At 64.6% G+C, this 18,031-nt stretch carries 11 protein-coding genes; 9 read left to right on the top strand and 2 right to left on the bottom strand.

All coding sequences use genetic code 11. The features are described from left to right. Positions 1-3: 3 nt before the first annotated feature. Positions 4-549 carry a hypothetical protein gene (locus IWX62_RS15315; protein WP_196842282.1) on the bottom strand — a complete coding sequence of 182 codons (546 nt, stop codon included), beginning with the start codon at positions 547-549 and terminating at the stop codon, positions 4-6. Positions 550-813: 264 nt separating this feature from the next. On the opposite strand from IWX62_RS15315, the gene IWX62_RS15310 reads away from it, so the two are divergent. The 6 genes from IWX62_RS15310 (at position 814) to glgX (ending at position 7,293) form a co-directional block, all read left to right on the top strand. Next, a complete protein-coding gene (locus tag IWX62_RS15310; protein WP_026551934.1) occupies positions 814-1,296 on the top strand; it encodes a CarD family transcriptional regulator in 483 nt (160 codons plus the stop codon). A 116-nt stretch (positions 1,297-1,412) separates the two neighbouring features. Beyond that, positions 1,413-2,132, top strand: coding sequence for a 2-C-methyl-D-erythritol 4-phosphate cytidylyltransferase (ispD, locus tag IWX62_RS15305; RefSeq protein ID WP_196842281.1), 720 nt, complete (start codon positions 1,413-1,415; stop codon positions 2,130-2,132). A gap of 2 nt (positions 2,133-2,134) precedes the next feature. Next, complete coding sequence (ispF, locus tag IWX62_RS15300) at positions 2,135-2,644, top strand: 2-C-methyl-D-erythritol 2,4-cyclodiphosphate synthase (RefSeq protein ID WP_196842280.1); 510 nt, start codon at positions 2,135-2,137, stop codon at positions 2,642-2,644. A 32-nt stretch (positions 2,645-2,676) separates the two neighbouring features. Next, positions 2,677-4,131, top strand: coding sequence for a cysteine--tRNA ligase (gene cysS, locus IWX62_RS15295; protein WP_196842279.1), 1,455 nt, complete (start codon positions 2,677-2,679; stop codon positions 4,129-4,131). Between the two features lie 92 nt (positions 4,132-4,223). Then, complete coding sequence (gene rlmB / locus IWX62_RS15290) at positions 4,224-5,210, top strand: 23S rRNA (guanosine(2251)-2'-O)-methyltransferase RlmB (RefSeq protein ID WP_196842278.1); 987 nt, start codon at positions 4,224-4,226, stop codon at positions 5,208-5,210. Positions 5,211-5,232: 22 nt separating this feature from the next. Then, a complete protein-coding gene (glgX, locus tag IWX62_RS15285; RefSeq protein WP_196842277.1) occupies positions 5,233-7,293 on the top strand; it encodes a glycogen debranching protein GlgX in 2,061 nt (686 codons plus the stop codon). Positions 7,294-7,382: 89 nt separating this feature from the next. Here the strand turns inward: glgX and glgP are convergent, their stop codons facing one another. Beyond that, positions 7,383-9,995 (bottom strand): alpha-glucan family phosphorylase, encoded by a 2,613-nt coding sequence (glgP, locus tag IWX62_RS15280; RefSeq protein ID WP_196842276.1) that lies wholly within the window; start codon positions 9,993-9,995, stop codon positions 7,383-7,385. A gap of 178 nt (positions 9,996-10,173) precedes the next feature. On the opposite strand from glgP, the gene IWX62_RS15275 reads away from it, so the two are divergent. From IWX62_RS15275 to glgB, 3 genes are read left to right on the top strand one after another with little or no spacing between them, the layout of a single operon-like run. Next, positions 10,174-12,231 carry an alpha-1,4-glucan--maltose-1-phosphate maltosyltransferase gene (locus IWX62_RS15275; protein ID WP_442859271.1) on the top strand — a complete coding sequence of 686 codons (2,058 nt, stop codon included), beginning with the start codon at positions 10,174-10,176 and terminating at the stop codon, positions 12,229-12,231. Continuing rightward, positions 12,231-13,997 carry a maltose alpha-D-glucosyltransferase gene (gene treS, locus IWX62_RS15270; RefSeq protein ID WP_196842275.1) on the top strand — a complete coding sequence of 589 codons (1,767 nt, stop codon included), beginning with the start codon at positions 12,231-12,233 and terminating at the stop codon, positions 13,995-13,997. Before IWX62_RS15275 ends, treS begins: the two co-directional genes overlap by 1 nt. Continuing rightward, on the top strand, positions 13,997-17,668 hold the full coding sequence (glgB, locus tag IWX62_RS15265) for a 1,4-alpha-glucan branching protein GlgB (protein WP_196842274.1): 3,672 nt from the start codon (positions 13,997-13,999) through the stop codon (positions 17,666-17,668). The genes treS and glgB overlap by 1 nt, the downstream gene beginning before the upstream one ends. Positions 17,669-18,031: the final 363 nt, after the last annotated feature.

Here is an 18,031-nt window from a genome sequence, read left to right as displayed (position 1 = left end):
GGCTTACTCTTCCTCTTCGCCGGTTTCCTCGGGAGTCGGCGTGGGATCGGGGGTATAGCCGCCCGGCACGTACTCGCGGTATTCCTCAAGTGTGCCGTCCAGGACAGGAACCCGAAGCTCGGCTGTCTCCGAATTAACCACAAAGTTCAGGTCAACCAGGGCGCCCGGAATCTCGCTGATACCCTGTAGGACGCCGTCGTCGGTCGTCTCATCCTCGAAGACCCACTTTCCTTCGGCGGGAACGGTGATCTCGGCCGTCTCGTTGTCGCCCTCAATGGTCAGCTGCACAGCCGAATCCGTCGGGTTGAACACCGTTCCCAGGATGGTGCCAGGCTCGCCCTCATCCGAGGTGATGATCATGATGTTGCGCAGTTCCAGGGGGCCAACCTCGTCGACGATGCCGTCGGATGCCGCGTACTGAATGGTGGTGGCCTGTTCGCTGGTCACGCTGCAACCCGTGGCACCCAGCACGGCAACCAGTGCCGCACCAGCAGCCAGGCTTCGCTTGGCCCGGGTGTGCTGCAGGGGATTGATTCGGTCACTCTTCACAGCGCAAACTCCTACGGTGGTCGATCAGCTTGGGGGAACTGCTAGTTGAACTTTGCCTACAGCCTATCGGGAAAAGTAACCCGGCGAGGGAGCGCCGGAGACGGTGCGGAACACTTTTGAAGCGACGTGGATCACTTAATAGTCAATTCGTCAAGGGGCGAATCATAGTCACCCATCTCCCTAAGTCCCGGCTGACCTGCGAAAACACGCCGTCGGCGTGTCGAATTCGTGATAAACTGATCTGCGGGAAAGGGGAAAGTCCACATGGTTTTTGAGGTCGGCGAAACAGTAGTTTATCCTCACCACGGCGCAGCAAAGATTGAAGAGATCAAAATGCGCGTCGTCAAGGGCGAAGAGAAAATGTATCTCAAGCTCAAGGTGGCTCAGGGTGATCTAACCATTGAAGTTCCAGCAGAAAACGTTGACCTCGTTGGGGTGCGCGATGTAGTGGGCAAGGAAGGTCTCCAGCACGTCTTTGATGTGTTGCGGGCCGAGTTCACTGAAGAGCCCACCAACTGGTCGCGCCGCTACAAGGCGAACCTTGAAAAACTCGCCTCGGGTGACGTGATCAAGGTTGCGGAGGTAGTCCGCGACCTATGGCGCCGTGATCATGACCGTGGGTTGTCAGCAGGGGAGAAGAGGATGCTCGCCAAGGCGAGGCAGATTCTGATCTCCGAGTTGGCACTTGCAGAGAAGACCGACGAAGAGAAGGCAGCAAGTGTTCTCGACGAGGTACTAGCTTCCTAGCATGAGCGAGGGGCCGCCCGGTGGGCGGTCCCTTTTTCTTGTCCTGATCCTTGTCCCGCTGGGCTGACGACCCAGCAACAAGCCCACCACGGCGGCCCCTGGCATAGGGTGATGGGGTGTCAGAAACCAGTTCCGGCCCAGGGCCCAGCACAGCGCAGGTAGGGGTCATCATTGTGGCGGGCGGCGCCGGCCAGCGATTAGGCCGCGGCATCCCCAAAGCGCAGGTCCATGTCGCCGGCCGCAGCATCCTCCACCACTCCCTGCGCGGTGTCCTCGACGCCGGGGTGGCCACCGAAATCTGCGTCGTCGTCCCCGCAGGTGACACGGCCCTTCGGCAAGCCATCGCTGATGTGACCATTGACGTGCCAGTCCGCCTGGTCGACGGCGGAGCAACGCGCCCCGATTCGGTCGCTGCCGGCCTCGCAGCTCTCTCGCCCGCGACCGCCCTGGTCCTCGTACACGACGCCGCCCGCGCCCTCACCCCACCGGAGGTGTTCCGCCGGGTGGTTGCCGCACTGCAATCCGGCGCCGACGCGGTGATCCCCGTGATCCCCGTCGTCGACACCATCAAGACAGTGCAGGACGCCCTGGTGACCGGCACCCCACCCCGTGACACGCTGCGGGCAGTCCAGACACCCCAGGGCTTCACCGTCGAAGCCCTCCGCCGCGCCCACCAGGACCCCGGGGCCGGAGTGACCGACGACGCCATGCTGATGGAGCGTCTCGGCATCCCGGTGCACGTGGTCGAAGGGGCCGACGCCGCCTTCAAGATCACCACCGCCCAGGACCTCCAGCTCGCTGAGATCCTCACCCGCACCCCGACGGAAACGGTCTAGCCATGAATCTTCCCCGCACCGGCATCGGAGTTGATGTCCACGCGTTTGCCCCCGCCGACGCCCCGAGGCCGCTGTGGCTCGCCGGCCTGCGCTGGGACGGTGAGGCCGGCCTGAGCGGCCACTCCGACGGCGACGCCGTGGCTCACGCCGCCGCCGACGCGCTCTTCTCGGCCGCGGGAGTTGGGGACCTCGGCACCCACTTCGGGACCGACCGGCCCGAATTTGCCGGGGCCTCGGGAGTGAGCCTGCTGGCCGAAGCGGCCCGGATCGTGCGTGCCGCGGGCTTCGAGATCGGCAACGTGGCGGTCCAGTTGGTCGGCAACCGGCCCAAGTTCTCACCCCGCCGCGCGGAAGCCGAAACCGTGCTGAGCGCCGCGGCCGGCGCACCGGTCAGCGTGTCGGCAACCACCACCGACGGGCTGGGGTTCACCGGAAAAGGTGAGGGTATCGCGGCGGTCGCAACCGCCGTCGTCGTGCGCGTCAGCGGCGGGACCGAAACCGCCGCGGGATGAAGCCGGCCACCCCGACCAGCTAATCTGAAGCGGTGAGCCTGAGATTCTATGACACCGCAACAGCGCAGATCCGTGACTTCGTGCCCGTCAAACCGGGGGAAGTCGGACTGTACTACTGCGGTGCCACGGTGCAGGGCATGCCGCACGTGGGCCACATCCGCTCGGCGATCGCCTTCGACCAGCTGACCCGCTGGCTCAGCGCCAGCGGCTATCGGGTCACCACAGTCCGCAACGTCACCGACATTGACGACAAAATCCTGGCGCGGGCCAAGGAGTCCGAGCACGACGACGGCCTGCCGCCCCAGCTGCGGGGCGAACAGTGGTGGGCGCTGGCCTACCGCTACGAACTCGAATTCCAGCGGGCCTACGACGCCCTCGGGGTCCGTCGCCCCACCTACGAGCCGCGAGCCACCGGCCACATCCCCGAGATGCACGCGCTGATCCAGCTCCTGATCGACCGGGGGCACGCCTACCCGGCGAATGACGACTCGGGCGACGTGTACTTCGACGTCCGCTCCTGGAAGGGGTACGGCTCGCTGACCCGCCAGAACATTGATGACATGCAGAGCGCGGCGGACGTCGAACCCCAGTTCAGCGACCGGAAAAGGGATCCCCGCGATTTTGCGCTGTGGAAGGGGTGGAAAGAAGGCGAGCCGGAAACCGCAGCCTGGCCCAGCCCGTGGGGACCCGGCCGGCCGGGCTGGCACCTTGAATGCTCGGCCATGGTCACCAGGTACCTTGGCGCCGAATTCGACATCCACGGCGGCGGGCTGGACCTCAGGTTCCCTCATCATGAGAACGAAATGGCCCAGTCCCAGGCTGCCGGACATCCGTTTGCCCGGTACTGGATGCACAACGGCATGGTCACCTTCGAGGGCGAGAAGATGTCCAAGTCGATCGGGAACACGGTGAGCCCCGCGGACATGCTCAACCTCGCCAGCCCCCGCGTGGTCAGGTACTACCTCGGGCAGGCCCACTACCGGTCGGTGCTCGACTACCGGCCTACCTCACTGCAGGAGGCGGCGGCCGCCGTCGAACGCATCGACGGGTTCGTGGCAAAGGCCGCAGCCCGCGAATTCCCAAACGGGTACGGCTTCGTTGCCGGCCCCGCGCCGCAGGCATTCGTGGACGCCATGAACGACGACCTCAACGTCCCGCAGGCTCTCGCAGTCCTTCATGACACGGTCCGGGCAGGCAATTCGGCGCTGGCCGCCGGGGACAGTGACGCCACCCGGAATGCGTTCATCGACGTCATGAAGATGACCATGGTGCTCGGCCTCGACGATGTGCAGGACCCCAGAGGGGGACCCCGTAGCCCGGAGCAGGTGGCGCTGAACGCCCTGATCGCTTCCCAGTTGGAGCAGCGGACCATCGCCCGGGAAACCAGGGACTGGGCGCAGGCCGACGCCATCCGTGACGCCCTGGCCAGCGCCGGTATCCTCATTGAGGACACCGCCGACGGCGCCTCCTGGAGCCTGAAAAAGTAACCTTTCACCCCGTGGGTAAGGTGCCGGTGAAGTCTGCCGCGTTCCCCGCGTAAACTGAGGTGACCAATCTTCTACCCAAAGGTGTTTTCCTCATGGCCACTCACGGACGTCCCGGCGCTGTGCGCAAGAGCAAAAAGGGCCCCTCGGGCGGAACCGGCGGCCTGGGACGCAGGGCGCTGGAAGGCAAAGGCCCCACCCCCAAGGCGGAGGATCGCCCGTACCATAAGGCGCACAAGAGCAAGCAGCTCGCTGAACGTTCCGCGGCCAAACACGCGGGGAACCGCAATCCCGGTTCCTCCCGCAACACCCGTGGCAAGGGCACCGAAGAGATGGTCACCGGCCGCAACGCAGTGGTCGAGTCGCTCCGAGCGGGCATTCCCGCCAAAGCGCTGCACATAGCGATCCGGATCGAAATGGACGAGCGTATCCGCGAGTCCCTCAAACTGGCCACCGAACGCGGCATCCCGCTGATGGAGACCGGCAAGACCGAACTGGACCGGATGGCCGACGGGTCAGTGCACCAGGGCATCATGCTGCAGATCCCTCCGTACGAGTACGCCGACGCCGTGGACCTCGCCACCGACACCATCCAGAAATGGAAAAAGGGTCACATCAACAACGCACCGTTGTTCGTGGCCTTGGACGGCATCACCGACCCGCGCAACCTGGGCGCGATTATCAGGTCTCTCTCGGCCTTCAGCGGCCACGGAGTGATCGTCCCCGAGCGCCGGTCGGTCGGCATGACTGCTTCGGCCTGGAAGACCAGCGCCGGTGCCGCCGTGCGTGTCCCCGTGGCGAAGGCGGGCAACCTGAACTCCACGCTGAAGTCCTTCAAGGAGAAGGGCATCTTTGTGCTGGGTCTCGACGGCGACGGCGACGTTTCTCTTCCCGATCTGACTCTGGGCAGGGAACCGGTCTGCCTCGTGGTGGGATCGGAAGGAAAGGGCCTCTCACGCCTGGTTCGGGAAAACTGCGACCAGATCGTCTCCATCCCGATCGACTCGGCCATGGAGTCCCTGAACGCCTCCATGGCCGTGGGAATCAGCCTGTACGAGATCTCGCGCCAGCGCTCCGCCTGACCGACCCGCACAACGCCAGACCATGAGCGTCTCTCTCGAACTCAGTCCACCGTCCAGCGACTTCCCGCTTGGCGTGCACCGCGCCCGGACCCCCCACAGTCTCAACGTCGCCGTGTATGCGCCTGGAGTGTCCGCCCTGGCGGTGCACTTCCAGGCCCAGGACGGTGGCTGGCACTCCGCAGCCCTGCCCGACTACACCGATGGAGTGCACCACGGGGTGGTGGACGGTCTCGCTGACTTGGCGCGGTACGCCTTCTGGCCGGTCGACACCGACTGGCCAGAGACCACCCAGCTGCTCCTGGACCCCTACGCGCGGGCTATCGACACCGTGGATACGGCCGACGGTCCGGTGTACTGGTCGGTGTTCGTCGAGGACGGCGGTTTCAACTGGGGTAACTCAGCACCGCCGCGCACCCACTGGCGCGACACGGTGGTCTACGAAGCCCACATCAAAGGCCTGACCCAGCTGCACCCGGACATCCCCGCTGACCTCCGCGGCACCTACGCCGGCCTGGCGCACCCGGTGATGATTGGTTACCTCAAGGCCCTGGGCATCACGGCGGTGGAACTGCTGCCGATCCACTTCCACATCGACGAGCCTCACCTGGGGCCCCTGGGGCTCACCAACTATTGGGGCTACAACACCCTCGGCTACTTTGCGCCGCACCCCGGTTACGCCACCGAGGCGTCCCGCACCGCCGGTCCCACTGCCGTCCAGAACGAGTTCAAGGGGATGGTGAAACTTCTCCACGAAGCCGGCCTGGAGGTCATCCTTGACGTCGTGTACAACCACACCGCCGAGGGCCCGCCGGAGATTCCAGCCCTGAGCTGCCGCGGGCTGGGCGACAAGCAGTATTACCGCCACGGCGACGGCGGCCGCTACCTGGACACCACCGGCTGTGGCAACACCCTGAACTTCGCGCATCCGCGTGTCATCGCCCTGGCCCTGGACTCGCTGCGCTACTGGGTTGAGGAATTCCAGGTGGACGGGTTCCGCTTCGACCTGGCCGTGTCGATGTGCCGGGATGACACTCACACCTTCACCCCACGCCACCCGTTCCTGGTCGCGGTTGGCGCCGACCGCGCGCTGCGCGGCGTGAAGCTCATCGCCGAACCCTGGGACATCGGCATGGGCGGCTGGCAGACCGGCAACTTCCCGCAGGGCTGGGCGGACTGGAATGACCGCTTCCGTGACACGGTGCGTGACTTCTGGCTCACCGACCAGGCGAGCCTGACCGCCGGGGGCGACGCCGGTTCGGTGGCGCGCCTGGCTGGCTGCCTCAGCGGGTCAGCCGACCTCTTCGGGCCATCGGGGCGCACCTCGGTGTCCAGCATCAACCTCATCACCGCACACGACGGGTTCACCCTCGCCGACCTGACGTCCTACAGCCGCAAGCACAACGAAGCCAATGGTGAGGAGAACCGCGACGGTCATAACGACAACCGCAGCTACAACCACGGTATGGAGGGCCCCACCGACCAGGAGGCCATCACCGCAGCCCGCTCGCAGACCTCCCGGAACCTGATGGCCACCCTCCTGCTATCCCTCGGCGTCCCCATGATCACCGCCGGCGACGAGTTCGGCCGGTCCCAGCGCGGCAACAACAATGCCTACTGCCAGGACACCGAGCTGGCCTGGCTGCACTGGGACCACGACGACGACGCCCGCCACCTCCTGGACCACACCCGCTCCCTGCTCCGGATCAGGCGGGAATTCCTGGCCCACCAGCCCCACGGTTACCCGGCGCGGGATGACAGCTCCTACCTGCACTGGTTCAACGCGGCGGGCACACCGATGACGCAGGACCAGTGGACCGACCCGGCATCCCGGACGGTGCAGCTGCTCCTCGGCTCGCCCAATGGCATCCTTGATGGCCTGGTGGTCATCAACGGGAGCCTGGAGGACGCCAATATCACCCTGCCCGGGCGGGACGCCCTCAAGGACAGCGGGCTCCCTTCCATCACGAGGTTCGAACTGCGCTACACCACGGCGGCGGACCAGGACCGCCGGCGCGGGGCGAGGATCGGATCGGGAGAGACCGACGTCGTTCCCGCCAACTCCATCAGCGTCTACCGGATCTAGCAGCCAAGCAAAAACGGCAGCCGCCCCAGGAAACTCTGGTGCGACTGCCGCTGATGCTCAGCAGGCGTTAAGCCTGCAAGCGTTAGATACTACGCGTTCGCGACCAGACCGAGCTCCGACTTCGACGCCAGGCTGACGTGCTTGGGCAGCACCCGTACGGTGTACCCGAAGGACCCGGAGTGATCAATCGTCACTCCGCCGGAGAACAGGTACCGGCCCGCCCCCAGGTTCTCGGACGCCTGAAGGTCGGCCAGGGCCACCTCGCTGAGTTCGTCGCTCTCGGAGGCGCGTCCGTACGCCACCTCCACGGCGACGTCGTCGGGAGACAACGAGCCAAGCGACACGTAGGCGTTAACTGTCAGCGAGTCGCCGATCTGGGGATCCTCAGCAACTCCGATCGAATCGACGTGCTCCACCTGTACCGCCGACCAGCCGTCGTTGATCCGTGACCGCCAGGCGGCGGTGTGCTTGGCCGCGGAGTAGTCCGACTCAGCGGCCAGGCATCCGGCCCGCCACGCCGGCTGGTACAGGTGGCTGACATAGTCCTGCAGCATCCGCTCGGCGGACACGGCAGGGCCGAGGTTCGCCATGGTGTGCTTGATCATGGCCACCCACTGGTGCGGGACACCGTCGTGGGACAGTTCGGACGGCCCGGCAGCGCCGGCGCCTTCGGATCGGACGGTGCTGTAGAACCGGGGAGCCACCTGCTCTTCCAGCAGGTCGTACAGCGCAGACGCCTCAATGTCGTCGCGTTCCTCGGGGGATGCGTCATTGTTGGCCGTGGGGATGGCCCAACCGTTGTCGCCGTCGTACATTTCATCCCACCAGCCGTCCAGCACTGACAGGTTGAGGCCGCCGTTAATAGCCGACTTCATACCTGAGGTGCCGCACGCCTCCAGCGGGCGCAGCGGGTTGTTCAACCAGACGTCGCAGCCGGGGAACAGGGTCCGGGCCATCGCGATGTCGTAGTTGGGAAGGAACACGATCCGGTGGCGGACCTCGGGGTCGTCGGTGAACCGGACCAGATCCTGGATCATCCGCTTGCCCTGCTCATCGGCGGGGTGGGACTTGCCAGCGATCACCAGCTGGATCGGATTGTCAGGGTGGAGCAGGAGCGCCTTCAACCGGGAAGGGTCGCGGAGCATCAGGGTGAGCCGCTTGTAGGTGGGTACCCGGCGGGCAAAGCCGATGGTCAGGACGTCGGGATCCAGCACGTTGTTGGTCCACGCCAGTTCGGCGTCGGCAGCGCCGCGCTTCTTCCAGGAGGAGCGCAGGCGTTGCCGCACGTCGTCGATCAGGTTGGAGCGCAGGCGGCGGCGGAGGGCCCAGATGTCGGAGTCCTCGACGTCGTACACCTTGGACCACTGGGGGTCCAGGACCGATTCGGCGCCGAAGCGTTCCCGGGCGAAGTCGGCGATCAGCGGATCAACCCAGGTGGGCACGTGGACACCGTTGGTGACTGATGAGATGGGGACCTCGCTGGTGTCGAACCCTGGCCACAGCCCGGAGAACATGCCGCGGGAGACCACCCCATGCAGTTTCGCTACGCCGTTGGCGCGCTGGGCCAGGCGTAGACCCATCACCGCCATGTTGAACTTGTTGGGGTCGCCGTCGACGTAGTTCTCGGCGCCGAGGGTGAGGACCTTTGCCGTCGGAACCGACGGTGCCAGGCCAGCGTCGAAGAAGTGCTCGATCTGGGATTTCTCGAACCGGTCGATTCCCGCAGGAACCGGGGTGTGCGTGGTGAACACGGTGCAGGAGCGGCCAGCGGTGAGCGCTTCTTCCCAGCTCATCGGCGACGCGTTGGACGGGTCCATCAGTTCGCGGATGCGTTCGATGCCGAGGAATCCGGCGTGGCCTTCGTTGGTGTGGAACACCTCGGGTGCCGGGGTCCCGGTCAGCCGTTCGAAGATACGCAGCGCCTTCACGCCGCCCATGCCGAGCAGCAGTTCCTGCTGGAGCCGCTGATCGCCGCCGCCGCCGTACAGGCGGTCGGTGACGTTGCGGGCCGCCTCATCGTTGCCCGCCACGTTGGAGTCAAGGAGCAGGAGAGGGACACGGCCGACGTCGGCCCGCCAAATGTGGGCGATCAGCTGGCGACCGGCGGGCAGTGGCAGGACCACCTTGGCAGGGGTACCGTCTTCCTCGCGGAGCATGGTCAGCGGCAGGCCGTCAGGGTCGAGCACCGGGTAGGTTTCCTGCTGCCAGGCGTCGCGGGACAGCGACTGCTTGAAGTAGCCGGCCTGGTAGAGGAGGCCGACGCCGATGAGCGGGACGCCGAGGTCGGAGGCGGCTTTGAGGTGGTCCCCGGCGAGGATGCCGAGGCCACCTGAATACTGGGGGAGGACGGCGCTGATGCCGTACTCGGGGGAGAAATAGGCGATGGAGCGCGGGGCATCGGTGCCGAGGGACTGGTACCAGCGGGGCTCCGACAGGTAGCGGTCCAGGTCGTCGCCCAACTCCTGGATCCTGGCGACGAGGCGCTCATTGTCGGCGAGCTGGCTGAGCTGCTCACGGGTCACGGAGCCCAGGAAAGCGACCGGATCCTGGCCGCTTGCCTCCCATGCTGTCGGGTCGAGGTCACGGAACAGGCGGGTGGTCGGCAAATGCCACGACCAGCGCAGGTTGCCTGCCAGCTTGCCCAGCGGGGCGATGCTTTCAGGGAGGACGGTACGGACTGTAAATCTGCGGATTGCCTTCACCCGGGAAAGGCTAGCGTATTTTTCCTGACGCAGGTCCGCGGCGACCCGCTGATGAGAGTAACTGAGAGTAAACGTTTGCGTTAAGTGCCAAGTCGACTGTTAAACGCGCTGATGTTACGTCCGCGCGCCTTAGCAATCTCGGCAAATACTCGCTAACGTCTAACCTGTGACGACTTCAATTAAGCCACCACGTAAGGGACGCACCGCCAGGAAGCCTATAGACGGAGCTGATCTGCGGTTCGGACGAATTCCCATCACCAATATCACCCCGGTGGTCGACGGCGGGGCTTTCCCCTCCAAGGCAATCCCGGGATCAGACATTGCGGTGGGCGCGACAGTCTTCCGCGAAGGGCACGACCAGCTCGGAGTCTCGGCTGTCCTGCTCTCCGCCGCAGGCAAAGAGGTCCAGCGGGTGCGCCTGGCACCGGTGGGTCTGGGACTCGACCGGTATGAGGGTTTGCTCCGACCGCCAGCGGTGGGCAGCTACACCTTCGTCATCGAAGGGTGGGGTGACCTCTACGGCACCTGGCACCACAACGCTGAGGTGAAGATCGCCGCGGGTGTCGACGTCGAGCTGATGCTCGCCGAGGGCGCAGCCCTATTCACCACCGCCGCCGCAGCCCGGCCGGGCGTCGATGCTTCGGCTTTCACCGAGGCAGCGCGGATCCTCGCGGACACCGAACTTTCCGTGGCCGAGCGCCTTGCGGCTGGCGAGTCAACCGACATCCTCGCCGCCATCGCCCGCGAGCCACTACGCGACCTGGTGACCACGTCCCAGCCATACCGGATCCTGGTGGAGCGCGAGCTCGCCGGCCGCGCCTCCTGGTACGAATTTTTCCCCCGGTCTGAAGGGGCAACCTATGACCCGGCGACCGCGCAGTGGACCTCGGGTACGTTCCTCACAGCAGCGGACCGGCTCGCCGGGGTCGCTGACATGGGGTTCGACGTCGTCTACCTGCCGCCCATCCATCCCATCGGGCGCACGCACCGCAAGGGACCGAACAACACCCTGATCGCTGCACCGGGCGATCCTGGGTCGCCGTGGGCCATCGGCGCCGCCGAGGGTGGCCACGACGCGATCCACCCGGACCTCGGTACGTTCGAGGATTTCGACGCCTTCGTGGCGCGGGCCCGTGACCTGAACCTCGAAGTGGCCCTTGACCTTGCGTTGCAGGCCTCGCCGGACCACCCGTGGGTCACCTCACACCCCGAGTGGTTCACCACGCGGGTGGACGGGTCAATCGCCTATGCGGAGAACCCTCCCAAGAAGTACCAGGACATCTATCCGATCAACTTCGACAACGATCCGGATGGCCTCTCCCATGAGGTGCTCAGGATTGTGCTGTTGTGGATCAGCCATGGGGTTAAGATCTTCCGGGTCGACAACCCCCACACCAAGCCAGTGGTGTTCTGGGAATGGTTGATCAGGGAAGTGAACGCCAAGCATCCCGACGTCGTTTTCCTCGCCGAGGCGTTTACCCGCCCGCCGATGATGCACGCCCTGGGCCGTGCAGGATTCCAGCAGTCCTACACCTACTTCACCTGGCGCAACACCAAGACCGAGCTCGAGGCGTACTTCACCGAGGTCAGCAAGGTCAGCGCGCCTTACTTCCGGCCCAACTTCTTCGTGAACACCCCGGACATCCTCACCGAGTTCCTCCAATACGGTGGGCCGGCAGGTTTCAAGATTCGAGCGGCGCTCGCCGCCATGGCCAGTCCGCTGTGGGGGGTCTACGCCGGGTATGAGCTGTACGAGCATGTGGCCCGCCCCGGCGCTGAGGAATCGATCGACAACGAGAAGTTCGAGTACCGCCCCCGCGACTTCAAACGGGCCGAAGCCGAGGGGAGGAGCCTGGCACCGTACCTGACCAGGCTCAACCACATCCGCCGGGACCATCCGGCGCTGGGCGATCTTGAGAACCTCACGCTCCACCACAGCTCCGACCCGGACACCCTGGTGTTCTCCAAGCACAAGGAAAACGTCGGCGGTGACAGCTCAGCCAAGGACACGATCATCGTGGTGGTGAATCTTGATCCGCACGGCGCGCGGGAGAGCACCGTCTCACTGAATCTTGAAGCACTGTCCCTCGATCCAGAGGACTGCAATGAGGACGGCACCTTCTGGGTGGATGACCTCATTACCGGCCAAAGCTGGGTCTGGGGCACTCACAACTACGTCAGGCTGGACCCGCATGTGGAACCAGCACACATCCTTTACCTCAGGAGGAAGCCCTAGTGGCCAACCCGTTTCAACTCAACGCACCAGGTCTCGCGCATGACCCACACTGGTATCGCAAGGCCGTGTTCTACGAAGTTCTGGTGCGCGGGTTCGCTGACGCGAACGGTGATGGCTCAGGTGATTTCTCCGGCCTGATCGACAAGCTCGATTACCTGCAGTGGCTTGGCGTCGACTGCCTGTGGCTGCCACCGTTCTTCAAATCGCCGCTGCGCGACGGCGGCTATGACATCGCCGACTACTACAACGTCCTCGACGAATTCGGGACCATCAGTGACTTCAAGCGTCTTGTCGCCGAGGCCCACGCCCGGGGCGTTCGCGTCATCATCGACCTGCCGTTGAACCACACCTCGGACAAGCATCACTGGTTCGAGGAGTCCCGGAACGACCCGGACGGTCCCTACGGCGACTTCTATGTCTGGAGTGACACCGACGAGAAGTATGAGGACGCGCGAATCATTTTCGTCGACACCGAGGAGTCCAACTGGACCTTCGACCCCGTGCGCCGGCAGTTCTTCTGGCACCGGTTCTTCTCCCACCAGCCGGACCTCAACTTTGAGAACCCCAAGGTCATTGAGGCACTGTTCGACGTCGTCAAGTTCTGGCTGGATCAGGGCATCGACGGTTTCCGCGCGGATGCTATTCCTTACCTCTTCGAGGAGGAAGGGACCAACAGCGAGAACCTGCCGCAGACGCACGAGTTCCTCAAGGACCTGCGCACCATGGTGGACGAAAACTACCCTGGCCGCATCATCGTCGCTGAGGCGAACCAGCTGCCCGAAGAGGTGGTTGAGTACTTCGGCGACGCCGAAGGCCCCGAGTGCCATATGTGCTTCCACTTCCCCATCATGCCGAAGCTCTTCTACGCACTCCGCGACCAGAAGGCAGCCCCGATCATCGACACGATGGCCGAGACCCCGAACATCCCCGCTGGCGCCCAGTGGGGTACCTTCTTGCGGAACCACGATGAGCTGACCCTGGAAATGGTCACCAACGAGGAACGCGAGGCGATGCTCGGCTGGTACGCCCCGGACTCGAGGATGCGCGCCAACGTGGGTATCCGCCGTCGGCTGTCACCGTTGCTCGACAATTCGCGGGCCGAGGTGGAACTCATCCATGCCCTGCTGCTGTCCCTGCCCGGTAGCCCCTTCCTTTACTACGGTGATGAGATCGGGATGGGCGACAACATTTGGCTGGACGACCGTGACGCGTCGCGCACCCCGATGCAGTGGAACCCTGACCGCAACGCGGGGTTCTCGACGGCCGACCCCGGCAAGCTGTACCTGCCGGTGGTGCAGTCGCTGGTCTACCACTACAACCACGTCAACGTTGAAGCGCAGCTCGCCAGCTCCAGTTCGCTCCTGCACTGGATGCGGCAGATGCTCGCCGTGCGCCGGTCGCACCCCGCCTTCGGACTGGGCACCTACCTCAATGTGCCCACCGAGGCTGAGTCGGTCCTGGCGTTCATCCGCGAGGTCGAGGTCGGCAACGCTGAGGGCGAGCAGCCCGAGGTGGTGCTGTGCGTGTTCAACCTGTCGCAGCACCCTGTTGCCGCGCGGCTGAATCTGCCGGAATACGCCGGACGGGGGCTGCGTGACCTCTTCGGCGGCACACCGTTCCCCGCCTTTGGCGATGATGGTGCCCTCACACTGACGCTGGGTAGCCACGACTTCTACTGGCTCCGCCTGCGTTCAACCAACTCCAACGCTGCTTCGCCGCACACCGAAGCCCTTCCTGTCATTCAAGCCCCGGAGGCCATAAAGTAATGCCCAAACTGACGCCGACCTTTCCAGAACTTCTCGCTTCATGGCTCCCCGGTCAGCGGTGGTTCCCTGCCAAAGGCCGGGAGTTTGAACTTCGAAGGGTCGGCGGCATCCGGCTGGAGGACCCGACCGGCAAGGTAGGACTTGACGTTCACCTGATCGCTGTCGATTCCGGTCACCGGCGGGACATCGTCCAGATCCCGTTGAGCTACCGTGACGCCCCGCTCAAGGGTGCCGAAACCGCGCTGATCGGCGAGGCGGAGCACTCCGAGCTGGGACACCGCTGGATCTATGACGCGACCCATGACCCGGTATTCGTCACGGCCTGGGTGGAATTGATGCGCTCGGGCGGCGTCACCGAGGACGGCCGGACCAAGGGCTACCCCCTGGGCTCGTTCGCCACGGTCCAACGGTTCAACGCGCCCCTTCCTCTGACCGTGCTCAAAGGCGAACAATCCAACACCTCAGTGGTGGTGAGGACGCCGTCGGGCCCGATGATCGTCAAGTTCTTCAGGGTGCTCGCGCCTGGCGAGAGCCCCGACGTTCAGGTCAGCGCCAAGCTCACGGACGCCGGTTCAGTTGACGTGCCGGCCACCTTCGGCTGGGTGACCGGCAGCTGGGAAGACACCCGCGGCGGCGACAAGCAGTGGCTGACCGGTCACCTCAGCGTGCTGCGGGACTTCATCGACAACAGCACTGACGCCTGGCGCACGGCGTCGGTCGCGGCCGCCAGTAACAAGGATTTCACCGCCGAGGCAACCGAGCTGGGTCGGGTTACTGGGCGAATCCACGCCCAGCTGGCTGAAGCGTTCGGGAGCCGGGCGGCCAGCGACGTTGAACGCGCCGAATTCATCGAGACCCTGGTGCAGCGCATCGAGTGGGCCTGGCAGGAGGCGCGCGACGTCGTCGGGCCGCTGGAGAACGAGGTTGCAGCGGTGGTGGAGCGGGTCCGCGGTGTGACAACCCTGCCCGATCTGCAGCGGATCCATGCCGACTACCACCTGGGACAGGTGCTCAACGCGCCGGATGGGTCATGGCTGGTGCTCGACTTCGAGGGCGAGCCCCTGCGTCCCGCCGCTGAGCGGAGCGTTCCCGATGTGGTGCTGCGGGACGTCGTCGGCATGATGCGTTCGCTCGAATACGCCGGTGCGGCGGCCGCCCACGGCAATGATGCGGCCACAGCCAAGGCCGACCAGTGGACCACGGCCGCCGGCGCTGCGTTCGCGGCCGGCTACCAGGAGCAGACCGGGACGTTGGTCGACTCGGCTGACCCCTTGTTCCTCGCGCTCTGGCTGGATAAGGCGCTTTACGAAGTGGTTTACGAGCTCCGCAACCGCCCGGACTGGGTCGACATCCCGGTCCGCGACGTGCGCAGGGCCCTCGCCCCCGTTACGGTCAGCGTCGACGTCGTCGTTCCTGACGCCGTCTCCACCCCGGAGCGCGTCGCAACCCCGGAGCCCGTCGCAACCCCGGACTCTGCCACCACCCCGCCGGGACGCATCGAACACTCCATTGACGTTCTGCAGCCGGTGTCCGAGGGACGGTATCACCAGCCGCACGCGGTGCTGGGTGCGCACCTCGACGGGCACGGGCTGGTCACCATCCGCACCCTGCGTCGTCTTGCGCAGCGGGTTACGGTTGTGACCGGTAGCGGGCGAACCGAGCTGGAGCACGAGCACAACGGCATCTGGGTGGGAACGGTCGAGGCTGAAACCGCTGGCCACGTCCCCGATTACCGGTTGGAAGTAACCTACGACGGCGAACCACAGCTGGTCGACGATCCCTACCGTTTCCTGCCCACCCTGGGTGAGATTGACATGCATCTGCTGGCCGAGGGCCGGCACGAAACCCTGTGGACTGCCCTGGGCGCCCACGTCCGCCATTATGCGTCGGTGCTCGGCGACATCGATGGGGTGAGCTTCGCGGTGTGGGCTCCCAACGCCCAGGCTGTCCGGGTCAAGGCCGACTTCAACGGGTGGGACGGATCAGTCAACGCGATGCGCGCGCTGGGCAGTTCAGGGTTCTGGGAGATCTTTATTCCCGGTGCGGTTGCAGGGTCGCGCTACAAGTTCGAGATCCTCGCCAGCGATGGCCAGTGGCGCGAAAAGGCTGACCCGATGGCCCGCGGCACTGAGATCCCACCGCTCACCGGCTCCCGGGTGGTCGAATCCCGCTATACCTTCCAGGATGAGGAGTGGATGACGGCGCGCGCCGCCAGCGACCCCCATAACGGGCCAATGAGTGTCTACGAGGTACACCTTGGTTCCTGGCGGGTGGGACTCGATTATCGGGAACTGGCCGAACAGCTCACCGAGTACGTGCAGTGGCAGGGCTTCACGCACGTTGAGATGATGCCCGTTGCCGAGCACCCGTTCGGTGGCTCCTGGGGTTACCAGGTCACGTCCTACTACGCGCCCACGTCACGCTTCGGGCACCCGGATGACTTCAAGTACCTGGTGGACAAGCTGCACCAGGCGGGGATCGGGGTCATCATGGACTGGGTTCCAGCCCACTTCCCGAAGGACGAGTTTGCGCTGGCAAAGTTTGACGGCGGTACCCTCTACGAGCATGGGGACCCTTCCCTCGGCGAGCACCCCGACTGGGGAACCCTGATCTTTGACTTCGGACGCCGTGAGGTGAGGAATTTCCTGGTTGCCAACGCCCTGTACTGGCTGGAGGAGTTCCACATTGACGGGCTGCGTGTGGACGCGGTCGCGTCGATGCTCTACCTGGACTACTCCCGTGAGGAAGGCCAGTGGGCGCCGAACCGGCTCGGCGGCCGGGAAAACCTTGAGGCGATCGACTTCCTTCAGGAGGTCAACGCCACCGCCTACAAGCGGGTCCCCGGCATCGTGATGATCGCCGAGGAGTCAACGTCCTTCCCGGGCGTCACCCGCGCCACCAGCACCGGAGGCCTGGGGTTCGGGCTGAAGTGGAACATGGGCTGGATGCATGACTCCCTGGAGTACATGGCTGAAGACCCGGTGAACCGCGGCTACCACCATGGCAAGGCCACCTTCTCGATGGTTTACGCGTATACCGAGAACTTCCTTCTGCCGATCAGCCACGACGAGGTTGTGCACGGCAAGGGATCGTTGCTGCGCAAGATGCCGGGGGACCGGTGGCAGCAGCTCGCCAGCGTGCGTGCCTACCTGGCATTCCAGTGGGCCCATCCCGGCAAGCAGCTCATCTTCATGGGTACCGAATACGCCCAGGAGTCCGAGTGGTCGGAGCAGCACGGTCTTGACTGGTGGCTTTCGGATACTCCAGCCCACAAGGGTGTGCAGCACCTGGTCCGGTCGTTGAACGGCATTTACCGAAATACGCCGGCCCTCTACGTTCGCGACAACGATCCATCGGGTTTCCAGTGGATTGACGAGAACGACGGCGCCCGCAACACGCTCTCCTTCATTCGGTGGGATGGACAAGGTAACCCATTGGTGTGCATCGCCAACTTCGCCGGTGCACCGCACGAGGGATTCCGGGTGGGACTTCCCTGGTCTGGTGAATGGGAAGAAGTACTCAACACCGATGCCGAAGAGTTTGGCGGATCAGGTGTGGGCAACCTCGGCGGCGTGAGCGCAGTCGAAGGACCGTGGAGTGGGCAGCCTGCATACGCTGACCTTCGGGTACCCCCACTTGGCGTGGTGTACCTGGCTCCAAAAAAGGCCTAGATCGTTGCGGTGCCGGGCTTTTTGAACCGGCACCGCAGCCCGATTTACAACTCCGGCCGAAGGGTGCTAGAGTTTATATCCGCGCTGGTCGAGGGAATTGACCGGCTGACAACCACCAGAACTACGGTTCGTCTCTGAGTGCAGTATGACTCGGGGATAGGAAAATCAGCCGATTTGACCTGAAGACGATCAGCCGGTAAGTTTGAAAAGTTGCTCCGGAGCGATGATGGAACTGTTTGGTTCTGTTTGGTGCCGGGTGTGTCTGTTGTTTGAGAACTCAATAGTGTGCCATGTTTGTTGATACCGATTGTTTTATTGATTGGTTGAATTTGATCATGTGATGCCACCCCGTGGTGTTGTGTG

The organism is Arthrobacter sp. CAN_A1 (assembly GCF_015751665.1).
Classification (GTDB): domain Bacteria; phylum Actinomycetota; class Actinomycetes; order Actinomycetales; family Micrococcaceae; genus Arthrobacter_D.
The sequence above is the reverse complement of the archived record's forward strand: the minus strand, read 5'-3'. Positions and strand labels throughout refer to the sequence as shown.